The 17,487-nt window shown below is 61.1% G+C and carries 15 protein-coding genes; 10 read left to right on the top strand and 5 right to left on the bottom strand.

Annotated elements, in window-relative coordinates; all coding sequences use genetic code 11:
- Positions 1–3: 3 nt before the first annotated feature.
- The gene (locus PQQ95_RS20055; RefSeq protein ID WP_408440059.1) at positions 4–360 is read right to left on the bottom strand and encodes a RidA family protein; all 357 of its coding nucleotides are present in this window, start codon (positions 358–360) and stop codon (positions 4–6) included.
- Between the two features lie 138 nt (positions 361–498).
- On the opposite strand from PQQ95_RS20055, the gene PQQ95_RS20050 reads away from it, so the two are divergent.
- Together PQQ95_RS20050 and PQQ95_RS20045 are read left to right on the top strand one after the other, a co-directional pair.
- On the top strand, positions 499–1,146 hold the full coding sequence (locus PQQ95_RS20050) for a helix-turn-helix domain-containing protein (protein ID WP_408439703.1): 648 nt from the start codon (positions 499–501) through the stop codon (positions 1,144–1,146).
- 196 nt (positions 1,147–1,342) lie between these two features.
- A complete protein-coding gene (locus PQQ95_RS20045) occupies positions 1,343–1,585 on the top strand; it encodes a DUF6434 domain-containing protein (RefSeq protein ID WP_408439701.1) in 243 nt (80 codons plus the stop codon).
- Positions 1,586–1,658: 73 nt separating this feature from the next.
- Here the strand turns inward: PQQ95_RS20045 and PQQ95_RS20040 are convergent, their stop codons facing one another.
- Positions 1,659–2,657, bottom strand: coding sequence for a quinone oxidoreductase family protein (locus PQQ95_RS20040; protein WP_408439699.1), 999 nt, complete (start codon positions 2,655–2,657; stop codon positions 1,659–1,661).
- Between the two features lie 215 nt (positions 2,658–2,872).
- On the opposite strand from PQQ95_RS20040, the gene PQQ95_RS20035 reads away from it, so the two are divergent.
- A complete protein-coding gene (locus tag PQQ95_RS20035; RefSeq protein ID WP_408439696.1) occupies positions 2,873–3,460 on the top strand; it encodes a TetR family transcriptional regulator in 588 nt (195 codons plus the stop codon).
- Between the two features lie 286 nt (positions 3,461–3,746).
- Positions 3,747–4,850 carry a DUF1571 domain-containing protein gene (locus tag PQQ95_RS20030; protein ID WP_408439693.1) on the top strand — a complete coding sequence of 368 codons (1,104 nt, stop codon included), beginning with the start codon at positions 3,747–3,749 and terminating at the stop codon, positions 4,848–4,850.
- A gap of 79 nt (positions 4,851–4,929) precedes the next feature.
- On the opposite strand, the gene PQQ95_RS20025 is transcribed toward PQQ95_RS20030, so the two are convergent.
- Both PQQ95_RS20025 and PQQ95_RS20020 read right to left on the bottom strand, forming a co-directional pair.
- A complete protein-coding gene (locus PQQ95_RS20025; protein ID WP_408439690.1) occupies positions 4,930–5,844 on the bottom strand; it encodes a glutaminase in 915 nt (304 codons plus the stop codon).
- Between the two features lie 117 nt (positions 5,845–5,961).
- Positions 5,962–7,542, bottom strand: coding sequence for a DHA2 family efflux MFS transporter permease subunit (locus PQQ95_RS20020; protein WP_408439688.1), 1,581 nt, complete (start codon positions 7,540–7,542; stop codon positions 5,962–5,964).
- A 322-nt stretch (positions 7,543–7,864) separates the two neighbouring features.
- On the opposite strand from PQQ95_RS20020, the gene PQQ95_RS20015 reads away from it, so the two are divergent.
- Both PQQ95_RS20015 and PQQ95_RS20010 read left to right on the top strand, forming a co-directional pair.
- Positions 7,865–8,524 carry an alpha/beta hydrolase gene (locus PQQ95_RS20015; protein WP_408439685.1) on the top strand — a complete coding sequence of 220 codons (660 nt, stop codon included), beginning with the start codon at positions 7,865–7,867 and terminating at the stop codon, positions 8,522–8,524.
- A gap of 191 nt (positions 8,525–8,715) precedes the next feature.
- Positions 8,716–9,768, top strand: coding sequence for a rod shape-determining protein (locus tag PQQ95_RS20010; RefSeq protein ID WP_408439682.1), 1,053 nt, complete (start codon positions 8,716–8,718; stop codon positions 9,766–9,768).
- Between the two features lie 113 nt (positions 9,769–9,881).
- Here PQQ95_RS20010 and PQQ95_RS20005 read toward each other — a convergent pair whose 3' ends face one another.
- On the bottom strand, positions 9,882–10,283 hold the full coding sequence (locus PQQ95_RS20005) for a hypothetical protein (RefSeq protein ID WP_408439681.1): 402 nt from the start codon (positions 10,281–10,283) through the stop codon (positions 9,882–9,884).
- A gap of 431 nt (positions 10,284–10,714) precedes the next feature.
- On the opposite strand from PQQ95_RS20005, the gene gltA reads away from it, so the two are divergent.
- From gltA to PQQ95_RS19985, 4 genes are all read left to right on the top strand, one after another.
- Positions 10,715–12,013 carry a citrate synthase gene (gene gltA / locus PQQ95_RS20000; RefSeq protein WP_408439678.1) on the top strand — a complete coding sequence of 433 codons (1,299 nt, stop codon included), beginning with the start codon at positions 10,715–10,717 and terminating at the stop codon, positions 12,011–12,013.
- 1,029 nt (positions 12,014–13,042) lie between these two features.
- A complete protein-coding gene (locus PQQ95_RS19995; protein ID WP_408439676.1) occupies positions 13,043–15,325 on the top strand; it encodes an amylo-alpha-1,6-glucosidase in 2,283 nt (760 codons plus the stop codon).
- Between the two features lie 110 nt (positions 15,326–15,435).
- Positions 15,436–16,290, top strand: a complete 855-nt coding sequence (locus PQQ95_RS19990) for a MurR/RpiR family transcriptional regulator (RefSeq protein ID WP_408439674.1) — start codon at positions 15,436–15,438, stop codon at positions 16,288–16,290.
- Between the two features lie 150 nt (positions 16,291–16,440).
- Complete coding sequence (locus PQQ95_RS19985) at positions 16,441–17,481, top strand: C45 family autoproteolytic acyltransferase/hydrolase (RefSeq protein ID WP_408439671.1); 1,041 nt, start codon at positions 16,441–16,443, stop codon at positions 17,479–17,481.
- The last annotated feature ends 6 nt before the right edge of the window (positions 17,482–17,487 follow it).

The raw sequence follows: 17,487 nt of genomic DNA, 5'->3' as shown, positions 1-17,487 counted from the left end.
CGGTTACGCGAGGAGCGCCGTCACTGCGACTTCGACATCGCAACCCGGCTTCATCAGCAAGGCCTGCACACACGCGCGGGTGGGGGCGTGACCCGCCGGTACCCATGCGTCCCACACGGCGTTGAATTCCGCGAAGTGCTTAGGGTCGCTCAACCAGATGTTCGCCGACAGGAGTCGCGTACGGTCGACGCCGGCTGATTCAAGCAAGGTGTCGATGCGCGCGAGGACTTCGTTCGTCTGTTCGGTGACGGACACGTTCGCCGTGTCGGGCACCTGGCCGGCCAGATGAACAACGCCGTTGGCGATCACCACCTGGCTCATGCGCGCATTCGTTTGCAGACGTTTGATTTCGTTCGACATGGTTTTAGATAGTTGCAATGCCGGCGCCACTCAGGCCGGATTCGTTGAAAGAAATGGTCAATCGACGTGAGTTATCATATACGAGAAAATCCATAATTCTCGTATCCGATAAAAAAATTTCCACTGAAAGTGAGTGAGATGGTCAAGGCAGTCATGAAAAAAAAGCTTGCGGACACGCGTGAGGCGCCGCCTGCGCTCGACCACAAATTGGTGGGCGACCATTTGCGGCAGGCGCGCAAGGCGCGCGGGCTGACTCTGGCGGAGTTATCGGGGCGCTCGGGCATTGCGGTGTCGACGATCTCCAAGGCCGAGCGCGGCGATATCGCGCTGACCTACGACAAGTTTGCGGCGCTCGCGCACTCGCTGGAACTGGAGTTCGACGCGATCTTCGGGCGCATCCGCGAGCCGTCTGCCGGTGCAATGAAACCGTCGTTTACGGCCGCCGGCAAACAGCAGATCTACGACACGCCGAACTACGAGTACGGCATGCTCGCTCATAACCTGACCGGCAAGCGGATGGTGCCGATGCGCGCGCACATCCATGCGCGCGCCGCGTCGGACTTTCCCGAGTACATCCGGCATGCGGGCGAAGAGTTCGTTTTTTTGTTGAGCGGCAAGCTGGAATTGCGCTTCGAAAACGGCAAGGCATTCAAATTGACACCCGGCGATAGTCTGTACTTCGACAGCTCGATAGGGCATGTGTATTTGAGCCTCGGCAAGGAAGACGCAGAGGTGCTCGTGTGCTGTGTCGATATCGATGCACGCCGGCCGAATGGCGCCATTTGACTGACGAGGCGAAGTGATCAAGCGAATGTCTGCGTCCAACGTGAACAAGCATCATCGAGGTCGCCCCATGTCATGAATACATCGGCGCACCGCGTGCTACCGATCGCAAACAGGCGCAAGCCGGGTGGGAACACGTTCGAGGGTTTCTCCATCAGTAGCGCGTACATGCATCTCTCAACGACAAGGATAAATTCAGATGAATTTCGATTGGCACGGCGGCCATATAACGCGGAGCACACTGGTCGACAAGACCTACAAAAATACACAGAATGTGCGCCGCTTCCTGACCGTTGAATGCGGACCGGACTTCAAATTCGACCGGGATTTCATGGCATGGATTCGAAACGGAACGCGCAAGAATATGGGCGACGTTGCCGACGAATGGTCCCAGCGGCAGCAGAAACGGCTTAACCCACCACGAGGCCTGGCGCAAGGCTGAGAACGACTCCCGTATGGGAGCGGACAAACACAACCCGGCGCAGACCTCAATGGATGTCCAGCCGCATCGCCGCTCAGCGAGCAACCTGCATCAATACGCGCCCGAAAGGCCGCTCTTCGATCAGATAGCGAACTGCTTCCGCGGCATCCGACAGTGCGAAAATTTTCGCAATTGTGGGCTGAAGCGCACCCTCGTTGAGATATCCCCACAACGCCTGGCGAGCGGCCACGATCTGCTCGAGCTTGAACATGGAGAAGGTAAAACCGCGGATCGTTGCGCCTTTCCAGATGATGTCGGTGATGTCCACTTCGGCTTTCCGGCCACCCGCGTAGCCAACCACGACCACGGTGCCGCCGAAGGCGAGAGATCCCAACGCCTGCCCGGTCAGGTTCCCGCTTACGCCATCCACCATGACATCGACACCCTTTCCGTCAGTGATGCGCAGCACGCCGTCTTTCATGCTTTCGCGTGATAGATCGATGACATGTTCGTAACCGGCTGCGCGTGCCCGCTCGGCCTTCTCCGTCGTACTTGCGGTAGAAATCGTCATCGACGCGCCAAGGCGGCGGGCAACCTGAACGGTCTCCATCCCGACGGCGCTACCGATTGCCGGTGCGAGCACCTTCTGACCGGGTTTGAACTTTGCGAATTCCGTCAAGGCGAGATAGCCGCTCAGATATCCCGCGCCAGCAAGAAACGCAGCCGCGTCATCGTCATTGACCTGCTCCGGGATCGGCGACAGGGCTGCAGCCGGTGCAGCGATGTACTCGCGCCAGGTGCCATCAATCGCCAGACCGTATCCTGGCCAGGCGACGAATACGCGATCGCCCGCCTTGTAAGCCGGATTCCGCGACTCGACAACCACGCCAGCCCCAGTCTGCCCGCCGACGCGGGGTAATTTGTCTGGCGTGGCGAGATAGATGTGTCCGGAGCGAAACGTATTGTCGAGCGGGTTAATGCCGACGGTCCGCATCTGCACGAGCACGTCGCCATCCTTCACTTGCGGTCGTTCAAGCTCAACGAGACGGTTTTCCTGGTAGTCGCCGTAGGCCTGATATTGGATCGCCTGCATCTCACTTCTCCATCAACGGTTGTAAGCGTGTGGGGCGGCATGGCGCCGCACACGAGTTGGTTTCTGGTCGCCGGAGGCCCGCTCCATTCCATCTGATAGCGATGGAATTCGCAGACCAATAAGCATGATGACCGTCATGCTTCTATATGATGACTATCATGCAGAATGATGACAGCTATAATGCTGATGTCAAGTGAAAATCTTCAGGGGCGGAAATGGGTAACTCGCAGACGAACAAGGCGTTGAACCGGGAACGCATGCTGGTGGAGGCGGCGGGGCAGATTCGGGACGGAGGTTTGGACTCGCTGAGTGTCAACAAGCTTATGCAAAGCCTTGATCTCACCCACGGTGGGTTCTATGGTCACTTCAGCTCGCGCTCCGAGCTTCTGGCAAAGGCGCTGGAACGCGCTTTGATGGATGGGGAAGCACGCGCGGTAGGCGATGGCCGGTCACCAAGCTATGCCGGCATCGTGCGAAGCTATCTGAGCCGCAGGCATAGAGACGCGCGCAAAACAGGATGTGCGATCTCCGCGTTGGTCTCCGACGCCGGACGCTCGGAAGTCGAGGTGCGCGAAATCATGAGCCAGTACATCGAACGCTACATCGAAGAGCTTGAGCGCTCGCTTGGCGACGATGGCGATTCGCGGGCTATCGTGGCGCTTAGCGCGTTAATTGGTGCTGTCACGATTTCACGCGTGGTGACGGATGCCAAACGCGCGGATGCTATTGCTGGAGCCGTTCGCGAACATCTGCTCGGGTTTCTGAGCGACGAGGCGACATCAGAAAAGCCCGCTCCGGCGTAAGTTCGACGATTGGAACACGTTTAAACGATTTCCCGGGGGCATCTATTCCATCTTTCGCGCAGTTCCTGATGCTGCGAAGGCATGGCGAACTGCCTGACTCGAGCGAGGCGGCGGCATGTCGGAAGGTTTCCCGGCTCCGCCTCGGCAAACCTCTATTTCAGCCGATTGGAATAGAGCGGCTCCGCCATACGTTTATGGGAGGCGTCGACGCCATGGATGACGATGTGGCCCATGCGTGACGTTCCATCATCACGCGCATCCGGGCGGGGGAAGTCTGAAACGAGTCATGAACGATCATGGGGAGCGAACGAGGCGCGGCCTGGGCGATCTGGATTGGCGGCCGCAGCCGGCGTTTGCCGGCGATGCACTGTCCGCTACGGAGCGCGCGGCCACGCCCGGTCGGCTGGCAACCAACTTTCGGGTGGCCGGGCGCGTAGCGGACCATCGCGCGCAAAAAATCGTGCGGGCGCTGCTGTGCGCGTTCGCGTTGACGTGCCTGTTTATCTCAACAGGCGTTCGCGCCCAATCGACCAACCTGATTGTGCCGGCTTCGTTGAGTACATCGGCGGGATGCGCCAATGTCGCCACGTCGGATACCGTGCGTGTGGACGTCAACCGGTTCCGGTGCCTCGCGGCTCGCGAACAGGCGGCTTCGTTGCGAACGTGGATTGAAAGCCATGCGCTTCTGTCCCTCACCGACGCCCAGATCCTGTCCCTGATGAGCGCGATGAAGCCGGACGCCTTCGTCGAGTTTGCAAAGTCCGACATGGTTCCCGACGACGCCTATGAATACAGGATGTTCCGGCAGGAGCGTATAGCCGGAAGATGGTCCGACCGGCCCGATCACATGGTTATCCGCTACCAGGACGCCCCTCGAAAAGTCTATGCAAAGTGGCTGCCTGATGGCGCCCATGCGGGACAGGAAATTCTCTACGACGAAACAAGAGACCCTGATAGCGTCGTCGGTCATCTTGGCGGTGCGCTGCGTGCCGTGTCAGGCAAGGTCGCAATCGACGGCCCGTTCGCACACACCCAGTCGCGTCATAGTGTCCGCGATCTCGGCCTGCAATACATCGCGCGCACTGTCGAGCACGATGCCGACAGCTTTCGTGAAGAGGGGCTGACTGAAAAGCCGGCTCGCATCGAACTCATGAACGTGCACGGCGCGCGATTGCTGGCATGGACATGGACTGCTCCGTCAGGGCCGCCGGCGCACTATGCGCAGCGCGTGAGGCTGCTATTCGATCTTCAGCACCCGTGGCCGAGTGGCGAAGCCGCATGGAACGAGCGCGGCGACCTGGTGGAGATGATCCGTTTCGAAGACGTTGTGCCTCACCACTGGAGCAATTCGGTTTTCGATCGACGTAATCCTGAATACGGTTTCCATTGACGACGATGGACACGCTGGGTCGAGGCAGTGGTAAGGCGTCCCGGCATGCTAGTGAAGTCGTCACTGACCGTTCGAAGTTTCAAAAAATCGATTGCCCGGTCAGTGTGGTCAGCCATTCCAATGCCTTCACCCCCGCCAGCGAGTTGCCATTGCTGTCCAGCCCCGGCGACCACACGCACACGGCCATCTCTCCCGGCAGCACTGCAACGATCCCGCCGCCCACGCCGCTTTTAGCCGGCAACCCGACCCGGTAGACGAAATCGCCCGCTGCGTCATAGGTGCCGCAGGTCAGCATCAGTGCGGAAAGCCGCTTGGCGGAACTGGTGTCGAGAATCCGCTCGCCGGTGGCCGGCACCACCCCGTGATTGGTCAGAAACAGCGCTGCCTTCGCCAGTTCGACGCAGCTCATCGAAATCGCGCACTGCCGGCAATAAGCATCGACCACCACTTCAGGCGGCATCTCCATGTTGCCGAAGCTCGCCATGAAATGCGCCATCGCGCGGTTGCGGTGAGCGTGCTGCAACTCCGACACCGCGACGCGCGAATCGTAGTCGATGCTGATTTCGCCCGTCAGCCGCCGCATGAATTCGACCAGCGCCGTTTCGGCTTGCACGAAACGGCGGCACAGCACGTCGGTGACGACCAGCGCGCCCGCGTTGATGAACGGATTGCGCGGTTTGCCGTGTTCGGCTTCGAGTTGGACCAGCGAGTTGAAGGCGTTGCCGGATGGCTCGCGCCCCACGCGCTGCCAGAGTTCGTCGCCCAGCAGCCGGAACGCCATGGTGCAGGCGAACAGCTTGGAAATACTCTGGATGGAAAAGCGCGTGTCAGCGGCGCCGGTGCGGAAAACCTCGCCAGAGGCCGTGACGATCGCCATGCCGAAACTGTCGGCGGGAACATTCGCGAGTTCGGGAATGTAATCGGCGACCTTGCCGGTGCCCAGATAAGGCTGAAGATCGCGATGAATCTGTTCGAGGATGGGGGCGTAGTTCATTGGGCTCGGACCGTTGAAGCCGCGATTCTACTGGCATCCTGAGCCGAATTGTTCATCCGGCGAGGTGCCGGTCGAAGGGCGGCGGCGTGCCTGCTTGCACGCCGCCGCCAAACACAATCAGTGCGCGCCCGCCGCACCCGCTCCGCCACCCTTGGCCGGCTTCGTAATCCAGATCAGCGGAATGATCAGGATGAAAATGATCGCCGACACATAGAAGATGTCGTTCAGGCCCATCATTGCGGCCTGGGTGTTCACCGTGAAATCGAACATCGCATGCGCCGATTGCGGATTCAGATGCAATAGCGACTGGGTCGAATCGATCTGCTGGTTGAACAGCGGGTTGTTCACGGTAGCCTGCTCGGTGAGCCGTTCATGGTGCAACACCGTGCGGTTATTCCATTCGTTGCCGGCGATCGACGTGCCCACCGCGCCGCAAAATACCCGCGCGAAATTCGACAGCCCGGCGGCCGCCGGAATCTTGTTGGGCGGCTGGCCCGACAGAATGATCGCCGTCAGCGGCACGAAGAACAACGCCATCGGAATGCCTTGCAGCAGCGTGGGGAGCACGAGGTGCCACGTGTCGATTTCGATCACGTACTTCGAGCGCATATAAAACACGATCGCAAAGCCGATGAACGCGAGGGTCGCAATGATGCGCGCGTCCGAGCGCGGCAGCACGCGGCCCATCACCGGCGCGAGCAGTACGGCAAAGACGCCGAGCGGCGCGGTGACGAGACCGGCATCCACGGAGCGGTAGTTCAGATACTCCTGCATCCATTGCGGCAGCAGCACCAGGTTGCCGAAGAACACGCCGTACGCCACCGAAATCGCAATCGTGCCGCCAAGAAAATTGCGCTGCTGGAACAGCCGTAAATCGACGATCGGGTTTTCTTCGGTCAATTCCCACACGAGGAAGAACGCGAAGCTGATCAATGCGGTGATGCCGAGAATCACGATCACCGGCGACGCAAACCAGTCGAGATCCTTGCCCTTGTCGAGCATGATCTGCAGCGACGCGACCCACGTAATCAGCAGGCCGAGTCCAATCACGTCGATGGGCGGCTTGCGGGTTGCCGACTCGCGGGTGCGATAGATCATCCACGTTACGCCGGCCGCGAAAATGCCGACCGGAATGTTGATGTAGAAGATCCACGACCAGCTGTAGCTATCCGTGATCCAGCCGCCGAGCGCGGGGCCGGCAATCGGGCCGACAGTGGCCGTCATCGCCCAGAGGGCGAGCGCGGTCGACGATTTCTCCTTGGGATACGAGCCGAGCAGAATCGCCTGCGAGAGCGGAATCAGCGGGCCGGCCACCGCGCCCTGAAACACCCGTGCGACCAGCAGGATCGGCAGCGTGGGCGCAATGCCGCACAACCACGAAGCCAGTACGAACATCAGAATCGCGCCGACGAAGAGCTTGACCTGGCCAATGCGCTGCGTGAGCCAGCCGGTCAGCGGGATCGAGACGGCATTGGCCGCGGCGAACACGGTGATGACCCACGTGCCTTCGTCGACCGAGACGCCCAGGTTGCCGGAAATGGTTGGAATCGCAACGTTTGCGATCGACGTGTCCAAAACGTTCATGAACGTGGCGAGCGCAACGGCGATGGTCGCCAGAACCAGTTTGCCGCCCTGCAGGGGCGGCGGTGGTGCGGGCGCCGGTGGTGCGGCGGCGGGCGCGGAAGAGGGCTGGCTCAAGCGATTCTCCGGATTGCAATGCGATGGACGTTCTACACGGTCTTCCTGTCACCACCCGGGCAATGAGCCGGGCGGCCGATCGAATGGTCGCAAAAAAGCATACCTGCATTCCCGTTTTGGCGTCGTCGATCCATGCAGGTCCTACGGCGGAAACCAGGCGGGCAGCGTATGCTCCCGGCTGAGGCTGCAGGGAGCGGCACGAAGCGTAGCGAGGCGATGTCAGGCCCGGGGGGCCAGGTCGGGCGCCACGTTGCCGCGCGGCTGACCCCGCGTGCTGAAACACGATCCGAAAGTACAGCGAGTACAGAGAGAGGAGTTGAATATGGCCTGGGAGCAATTCGAACACGGCTGGCGGCGCGCGCCGGCGACAACGCCGGCCAAGGCATTGGTGGTGCTGATGCACGGCGTTGGCAGCAATGCCCGCGATCTGATGCCGCTGGCGGACATCTGGAGCGAAAGTCTGCCGGACGTCGCGTTTACCTCGCTCGACGGCACCGACGCCTTCGACGGCGGCTTCGGCGGACGCCAGTGGTTCAGCCTGCGCGACGTCAACGAGGGCAATCGCGAGGCGCGTGTCGCCGCCGCTTATCCGGCGTTGCGGCGCATGCTCGAGGCGGAACTGGCGCATTGGCATCTTTCTTTCGATCGCCTTGCATTGGTCGGTTTCTCTCAGGGCTCGATCATGGCGATGCACCACGTGGCGACCAGCGCGGAAGGCGCAGCCGCCGTCGTCGCGTATTCAGGGCGGCTCGCCTCGGTGATCGTCGCGCAGAACGGGACGCCGCTCACGCTCGTGCACGGCGAGGAAGACGAGGTGATCCCGGTCCAGGAGCTGGAATATGCCGCGGATGCTTTCAGCAGCGCAGGCTACACGGTCGACGCCTACGCGTTGCCCGGCATCGGCCACACAATCAACGCGGACGGTGTGGAGCTCGGCAAGCAGGTCCTGGAGCATGCGCTCGGCACTTTGTCGCGCGACTGACACGGTCCTAATTGAAAAGTGGCCCTAAAGATTCTGATCTGCTTGCCGTTAACTGCTCATTAGCATGAAAATCACTCCCGCCGCGCGGATCGCGCAACGCCCTGCTGGGCGTGCCAAGCGGTTCGGGTGACCGGGGGCGCATTTTCCAGACTGCCCGGAAAGGGCGGATAACGACACATCAGAGCCTTCCTATGGCCAGACCGACGCCGTATTACCCGCTGTTCGATCGACTATTCCGTCATTCCGTGGCGGTGGACCTCGGTACGGCCAATACCCTCATTTACACCGACAACGGCGGCATCGTGCTGAACGAGCCGTCCGTCGTGGCGTTCCAGAAAGCGTCCACTGCCGGGCAAAAACGCGTGGCGGCGGTGGGCACCGAAGCGCGCCAGCTGCTCGGCCGCGCACCGGGCAACGTCGAAGCCATACGGCCCATGCGGCACGGCGTGATCGCCAATTTTTCCGCTGCCGAACAGATGATCCGGCAATTCGTCGACATGGCCCGCCCGCGGCCGCTGTTCAGCCGGCGCGCCGCGTTCACCGTGTGCGTGCCGGCGGGCGCCACCCAGGTCGAGCGCCGCGCGATCAAGGAAGCCGCAGTGGCCGCCGGCGCGTGGAAAGTCAATTTGATCGGCGAATCGCTGGCTTCCGCGGTCGGTGCGGGTCTGCCGGTTTCGGAGGCGACGGGCTCGATGGTGGTCGACATCGGCGGCGGCACGACCGAAGTCGGTGTGATTTCTCTCGGCGGCCTCGCGTACAGCGGCTCGATCCGCGTGGGCGGCGACAGTTTCGATATGGCGATCGTCAGTTACGTGCGCAACCTGTATGGCGTGTTGCTTGGCGAGCAAACCGCCGAACACGTCAAGAAGGGCATCGGTTCGGCCGTGCGCGACGTGCCGGTCGAACATATGAATGCGACCGGGCGGAGCGTCGACGACGGTCTGCCGCGCACGGTCCAGTTGAGCAACCACGATATCGCCGATGCGATCGAGGGCCCGCTGCGTCAGGTGATCGGCGCCGTGAAACGTGCGCTTGAAACAGCGCCGGCCGAACTGGTGACGGATATTGCGCACAGCGGCATTGTGCTAACGGGTGGCGGCGCGCTGCTCGGCAATCTGGGCCGCCGCCTGACCAACGAACTCGGGCTCGAGGTCCGCGTCGCCGATGAACCGCTGACTTGCGCGGTGCGTGGCGCAGGCGCGGCAGCGGCGGCGGGTTTGCTCGACGACAGCGCCTACGAATGAATTGACGTGGGACGTCCCGCTTCGCACGGGATAAATCTCGCGCATCCGGCGACGTTCAATCGCTACGTCGACGGGTTCATTCGCTCAGTGGGCGTTTGAATGACCGATGCCGTTCAGGCCTTGCGATGCGCGTCCTTATCGAGCGCGAGTTCCGCAGCTTCGCCGACGAGGCCGTGATAGTACAGATGCACGCCGATCGCGAGCGAGTCATTGCGAATTTCGTGGAAGGCTTTCCATGCCTTCACGGGGTCCTTGAACAGCAGATAGTGCGCTTCCTTCGCGATCAGATCCGCGACTTCATGCAGGCCATGGCCGTGCAAAACATCCACTAGTGTGTCGAGACTGCGATGGGTGCGCGCGTCAGTCCGCGGGTAAAGCATATGCAGCACCGCCACGTCTTGTGTCTTCAGCGCCGCCGACAACGCCACGACGATATCCTGATGATTCAGTGCGGTGACGATGTTGTCCTGGTTGTGGACGTGATCCGGAAACAGTGTTTCGAGTGATGCGTTCATCGGGTCCTTCCTGTTCTTCTGGCTGATGAAAAAGGCCCGCCGTAGGACGGCGGGCCAAAGACAGCGATGTGTTCGCAGGGGAAGCAAAACACGGATTCAGTATCGCAGAGCAACCGTGATTGCGCAGCTTGCCTGCCGCAAAACATTGTTGCAGTAAGCGTGCTAACTTTCATTTGGCTGGCAAGGCCAAATCGCGAATACGGCGCGTTTCCGCGCTGCGTACTCCCGCTCATTTCCGCGTATTTCCGGCGATTCTGCCTATTTTTTGGGCGGCGAATGTTGCGCTAGCCGAGATGGATTGTTGCGATCAATCGCCGCAATCAAAGCCTCTTCCAAACGTAGAATGCGGAGCGGAGCTGGGCATGCCACGCGGCAATCCGACGATCGAGCATGCCGGCACGGTGCGATGTGAAAGTAAAAGGAACGTGTAGATGAACTCGAAGACACACGCAACGCTGAGCTTTTCCGACAGCGATCAGACGATTGATTTGCCCATTTATCAGGGCACGCTCGGACCGGACGTTATCGATATTCGCAAGCTGTACGGTCAGACTGGCAAGTTCACGTATGACCCGGGTTTCATGTCCACGGCGGCCTGCAATTCGGAAATCACGTATATCGACGGTGACAAAGGCGAACTGCTGTATCGCGGTTATCCGATCGACAATCTGGCGCAAAACGCCGACTTCCTCGAAACCTGCTACCTGTTGCTGAAGGGCGAACTGCCGAATGTGCAGCAGAAGGAAGAATTCGTCACCACCGTCACGCAGCACACGATGGTGCACGAGCAGATGCAATTCTTTTTCCGTGGTTTTCGTCGCGACGCGCACCCGATGGCGATTCTGGTCGCCGCAGTCGGCGCGCTGTCGGCGTTCTATCACGACTCGCTCGATATCAACAATCCGCAGCACCGCGATGTGTCCGCGATCCGTATGATCGCGAAACTGCCGACGCTGGTGGCGATGGCGTACAAGTACACCGTGGGCCAGCCCTTCGTTTATCCGAAGAACGACCTGTCGTACAGTGCGAATTTCATGCGCATGATGTTCGCCAATCCGGCGGAGAAATACGAGGTCAACGACGTGCTGGTGCGTGCGCTCGATCGCATTCTGATTCTGCATGCGGATCACGAGCAGAATGCGTCGACGTCGACGGTGCGTCTCGCGGGTTCGTCGGGCGCCAATCCGTTCGCGTGTATCGCGGCCGGCATCGCGTGCTTGTGGGGTCCGGCGCATGGTGGCGCAAATGAAGCCGCATTGAACATGCTGGAGGAGATCGGCTCGGTCGACAATATTCCCGAGTTCATTGCGAAGGTGAAGGACAAGGACTCCGGCGTGAAACTGATGGGGTTCGGTCATCGCGTCTACAAGAATTACGATCCGCGCGCGAAGCTGATGCGCGAGACCTGTCACGAAGTGCTGGAAGAGTTGGGCCTGCACGACGACCCGCTGTTCAAGCTCGCGATGGCGCTCGAGAAGATCGCGCTTGAGGATGAATACTTCGTTTCGCGGAAGCTTTATCCGAATGTCGATTTTTATTCGGGGATCGTGCAGCGTGCGTTGGGTATTCCGACGGCGATGTTTACGTGTATCTTCGCGATGGCGCGGACGGTGGGGTGGATTGCGCAGTGGAACGAAATGATTGCAGATCCGGAGCAGAAGATTGGGCGGCCGCGGCAGTTGTTTGTCGGGGAGGGGCAGCGGGAGGCTTTGCCGCTTGATAAGCGGTGAAGGTTTTTTTGGTTTTTTTGCCTGCGCGGCGCTTGGTGGTTGTGGGGTCGTGGTGTTGGCCTTTCCTTGAATTGTTAGTGGTTTATTAGCGTCGCCCCTGTGCGGGGCAGGCACCTACTTTTCTTTGCCTGCTGCAAAGAAAAGTAGGCAAAAGAAAGCAGCTCACACCGCTAATTCTTAAGCGGGTCCGCCGCGCAGTGATGGTAGTGGTGCATCTGGAATCCGTGTTCTCGCACATTCGACGTCCGTGACAAAGGCGTCATACTTCCGGCGGCGCTGCGCGCGCCGAAGAGCCGTTCATAAAACCACTCGCTACGTTTCTGCTTTTGCGTTCACCCCGCGCCGGGGACTCGTTGCCGCATCATAGTTGCGATTGCGATTGCGATTGCGATTGCGATTGCAACTGCAACTGCAACTGCAACTGCGATTATCATTGTCATTACGCATGGCGAAATTTGCATCGAGACGGGGATGATGCGTGAGTGCCGCTGCGCACTGCCGAGGCGAAGCCGATGGCTCTAACTGACTTGAACCGAAGCCCCCGGTTTTCCACGCAGACCCGTCCGCGACGCACGCAGTGCGGAGTGGGAGCTGATGACACCTTTGTCACTAACGCCGAATGTGCGGGAGCACGGATTCCAGATGCACCACTACCGTAACTGCGCGATGGGCCCGCTTAAGAATTAGCGGTGTGAGCTGCTTTCTTTTGCCTACTTTTCTTTGCAGCAGGCAAAGAAAAGTAGGTGCCTGCCCCGCACAGGGGCGACGCTAATAAACCACTAACAATTCAAGGAAAGGCCAACACCACAAACCCCCAGCCAATAAGCGCCGCACAGGCAATCCCCTCGCCCTTGGTGCAAAAAACCTCCCTGCACATCCCGTGCCCAAAACAAAAATCGAAACTCTCCTGTGATAAGTTCGTCTGACGCGGACAGACCCTCTACAATCGGAAACGACCAGTCACCCCCCCTCGGCGACAATCGAATCTGAAAGTCACCGCGAAAAGCGAACCCCATAGGAGCGACCCTGATGCAGCAGCCAGAAGCCCTCGGCGGCCTGTCCCACTCGGGTGGAATCGACCACCGCGAACCCGAGCCGGACGGCGCATTCATCCCGACGGAAAACCTCAACGTCGCGAGCGCCACCCAGCACGTGCTGAAGTCTGGCGACACCTTTATCGTCAACGACCCCCTCGGCGATATCACGGGACATGACGACGGCCTGTTCGTCAACGACACGCGTGTCCTGTCCAGCCTGCGCCTGACCTTCGGCGGCCGCGCCCCCTCGCTGCTGTCAGGCAGCGTCAGCAGCGACAACACCTCGTTCACCGCGCATCTGACCAACCGCCCGCTTCCGCCGCTCGGCGGCGACAGCACGCCGGAAGGCGTGATTCACGTCGAACGCGTACGTGTGCTCTCGGGCACCGTGCTCAACGAAGCCATCGAGCTCACCAACTACGGCACGAGCGAAGCCGTCGTGCCGCTGTCCATCTCCTTCGCCAGCGACTTCCGCGACATGTTCGAAGTGCGCGGCCTCAAGCGTGACAAACAGGGCCGTGTCGAAGCGGCGCGCGTCGAGAACGGTGAAGTGCTGCTCGGCTATATCGGTCTCGACGACGTGGCGCGCAATGTGCAGATCGCCTTCTCGCCGGAGCCGGACAAGCTCTTCGCCGATCGCGCGGACTACACCGTCAAGCTGCCCGCGCAAGCGTGCGTGTCGATCTATCTGTCGGTCTCGGTGCAAGTCGTCGCGCAAGCCGACAAGCCCTCGGCGGATGTCGCCCAACCCACGCACGCGTTGAGCGAAGCCCATCTATCGCAAATCGATGCGGAGCGTCCGCGAGTGGGTCGCGCGGCAGTGCGCGCCGCGCTGGTCGACGCTCACCTGGTGATGCGTGAACGGCGACGCGTCACCGCGCGCGTGCGTTCGAGCAATCCGCTCTTCAACGCATGGATCGACCGCTCGCTTGCCGACCTCGGTTTGCTGACCACCGATCTCACTACCGGCCCGTATCCCTACGCCGGCATCCCATGGTTTTCGACGCCGTTCGGCCGCGACGCGATCATCACGTCGTTGCAGACACTGTGGTTGCAACCGAATCTGGCCGCGGGCGTGCTGCGCTTTCTCGCCGAACATCAGGCACGCGAGAATTCGCCGTTTCGTGACGCCGCGCCTGGCAAGATCATGCACGAGATGCGCAAGGGCGAAATGGCCGCCACCGGCGAGGTGCCGTTCGCTCTCTACTACGGTGGCGTCGACAGCACGCCGCTCTTCATCGTGCTGGCCGGTGCCTATGCGGCACGCACAGGTGATCTCGCGCTGGTCGACGAATTGTGGCCGGCGTTGGAGCGCGCCGCACAGTGGGTCGCGGGCGTGTGCGACAAGAATCGCTATGGTCTGCTGGACTATCAGCGTGAGTCCGATGGCGGTCTCGCCAATCAAGGCTGGAAGGACAGCCACGATTCGGTCTTCCACGCCGACGGCCGGTTCCCGGACGGCCCCATTGCGCTCGTCGAAGTGCAGGCGTATGCGAGTGCCGCCTTCGATACGATGGCTCATTTTGCCAAGCTGCGCGGCCTGCGCGATCAGGCAAAGCAATACAGCGAACGCGCCGGAAAAATCCGCCAATGCGTCGAAGAAAAGTACTGGATGGAAGAGTCCGGTTTCTATGGCATCGCGCTCGATGGCCACGGCGAATTGTGCCGCGTGATGGCGTCGAATGCGGGCCATTTGCTGGCCTTCGGGCTGCCTTCGCGCGAGCGTGGCGAAGCGGTGGTGCACGCGCTCGACTCCACGCTGTTCCATACCGGCTGGGGCGTGCGTACGCTGGCCGCAAGCCAGGCGCGCTTCAACCCGATGGCATACCACAACGGCTCGGTCTGGCCGCATGACAACGCGCTCTGTGCACGCGGCTTGTCACGCTACGGCGGCAAGGCCGCGGCCGTGCGGCTGTTGCAGGCGTTGTTCCAGGCAGCGGTCAATTTCGACATGCGCCTGCCCGAGCTGTTCTGCGGTTTCCCGCGGCGGCGGGGCGAGCCGCCTACCGCTTACCCGGTGGCCTGTCTGCCGCAAGCCTGGGCAGCGGGCTCGCCGTTCATGATGCTCGAAGCCTGTCTGGGCATCACGATCGACGCGGAGCGGCGCGAAGTCGTGATCGAGCAGCCTATGCTGCCCGAGGGCATCGACTGGCTCGAAGTCGGCGATCTGAAGGTCGGCGATTCGTCGGTGTCGATCACGTTCCGGCGAATCGGCGACAAGGTGGTCGCGTCGGCGGCCGAGCAGGGCGACGTGCGGGTGGTCGCGCTTCTGTAGAACCTCGCCTTCGTACTGCACGAAGCCCCCACTGGCAGTTCCGTTGGACGCGATGCACCGGGTGGTAACATTTGTTGTCATCCTTATCGACCGCTCGCCCGGTATATCGCATGCCAGACAGTTTTGACCAGCTTGCCGCCCTGATCCGGGCGCGCTTCTCCGAACTGAGTCCGCAGTTCCAGATGGGAGCCGCGTTCCTGCTCGATCATCCCGACGAAGTTGCGGTCTCGTCGATGCGCAAGGTGGCCGAGCGGGCGCAAGTGCAGCCGGCCTCGCTGGTGCGTCTGTCGCAGCAACTGGGTTTTCCCGGCTGGAACGAATTACGCAATCTGTTCGTCGCGCGCGTGCGCACGCGGCCCGAGCCGCTCACCAGCCGCGCCCGTTCGCTCGTCAAATCGAAAGATGCGCTGGCCAACGACCTGCTGGTCGCACAACAGCACAACCTCGAGGTCACCGCCGCGCATAATGGTCGCGTGATCGTCGAGGCTGCGCGTCTGTTGCGGCGTGCGCCGCATGTTCATGTCGCGGGTTTTCGCTCGTGTTATGCGGTGGCGTTCGGTCTTGTCTACGGCTACCGGCTGTTCCGTTCGTCGGTGTCGCTGCTCAACGGCGAAGCCGGCACGCTCGAGATGCAACTGCGCACGGTTCAGCGCGACAGCGCCACCATCGTCATCAGCTTCGCGCCTTATTCAGTCGAAGCGGCACGCGTGGCCGAAGCTGCGCTGGAAAAAGGCAGCAGGCTGATCGCGATCACCGACAGCGCGGTTTCGCCGATCGCGTTGAATGCCGACAAAGTGCTGATTTTTTCGCACGAAAGCCCATCCTTCTTTCCTTCGCTGGTGGCGGCCACGGCGATTTCCGAATCGCTGGTCGCGCATCTGCTCGCACTGGAAGGGGCGGGCGCTGTCGAACAACTCGCCATCGCCGAGCAATCGCTGCATGAGAAGGGCGCGTACGTGCCTTGATGGTCTCCCTCTGAGTCGCGCGGATATCTGCCGCGGAGCATTGGCGCTCCACCTGCTTCATCAACGTGATGTTTGACAACAAATGTTGTTTGGAAGTATAAATGCGTACCGATCGTTGAATGGGTGCGAGCCGTGGCGTCGAAGCAGGATTTGAGTCTTTTTCAGGTGAGCGGTGAACCGTATGACATCGGTTACCGGCTGGGTGAACTCGCCAGGCCGGTGTTCGCCGAATACATGGGGCAAAGCAGTGCGTGGCAGGCGGTTCGGCGCTGGCGCGGTCACCCGTTCGTGCAGCAACTGCGCGATGCAACCCAAGCCCATTTTCCGGCGCTGCTGGTCGAACTCGACGGCATGGCGGCAGGACTGGGTTGGTCGGCGGAAGATATCTTTCTGTGGAATTGCCGCGGCGAGTTGATTCACAACGCGCCGGACGGCTGCACGACTCTGGCCGCCGTCGCAGACCATGCACGTTTCATTGCGCACAATGAAGACGGGGACCCTTTCCTGCGTGAGCGTTGCTCGCTCGTCGAGGTTCAACCTGCCGGCAAGCCCGGTTTCGTGAGCTTCTATTACCCTGGGTCGCTGCCTGGGCATACCTTTGCCGCTAACCGTGCCGGTCTCGTACAAGCCATCAACAATCTACGCATCCGCGTACCGGTAGCCGGCGTGCCGCGGATGATTCTCGCGCGTGCGGTGCTCGATGCGGCTTCGCTGGACGAGGCGCTGCGCATCCTGCGCGACACACCAGTTTCGAGCGGCTTTCACCACACGCTCGGTTGTGCGGGGGACGAGCGTCTCCTGAGCGTCGAAGCCAGTGCACAGCGATGTTCCGTGCAAACGGTGTCGACTATCGCCGGCCATGCAAACCATCTGATCCATCCTGGCTGCGAAGCCGAGGCGCAAATCGTCACCGATTCTTCGCGTGACCGGCAAGCGCGCGTCGACTATTTGCTGAGCACGCCGGCCAGTCCCATCAACCCTGCTGTCTTGCTCGACGTGTTGCAGGATCGCGCGCCCTCAGGCCTGCCGATCTACCGCGACGATCCGCACGATCCCGACGACGAAAACACGCTCGCCACAGCGCTCTTCGAGATCGGCGGCGCCGGTGTCTCGATGAAAGTGTATCGACAGGGGCAATGCGCGTTCGACACCGTCATCACATGCATGCCGCCCGCGCCGACGGGCGTCTGAGCAGCA

Source organism: Paraburkholderia caffeinilytica, from assembly GCF_046030355.1.
In the GTDB taxonomy this organism is placed as follows: domain Bacteria; phylum Pseudomonadota; class Gammaproteobacteria; order Burkholderiales; family Burkholderiaceae; genus Paraburkholderia; species Paraburkholderia caffeinilytica_B.
This window is presented reverse-complemented; position numbering and strand designations above follow the sequence as displayed.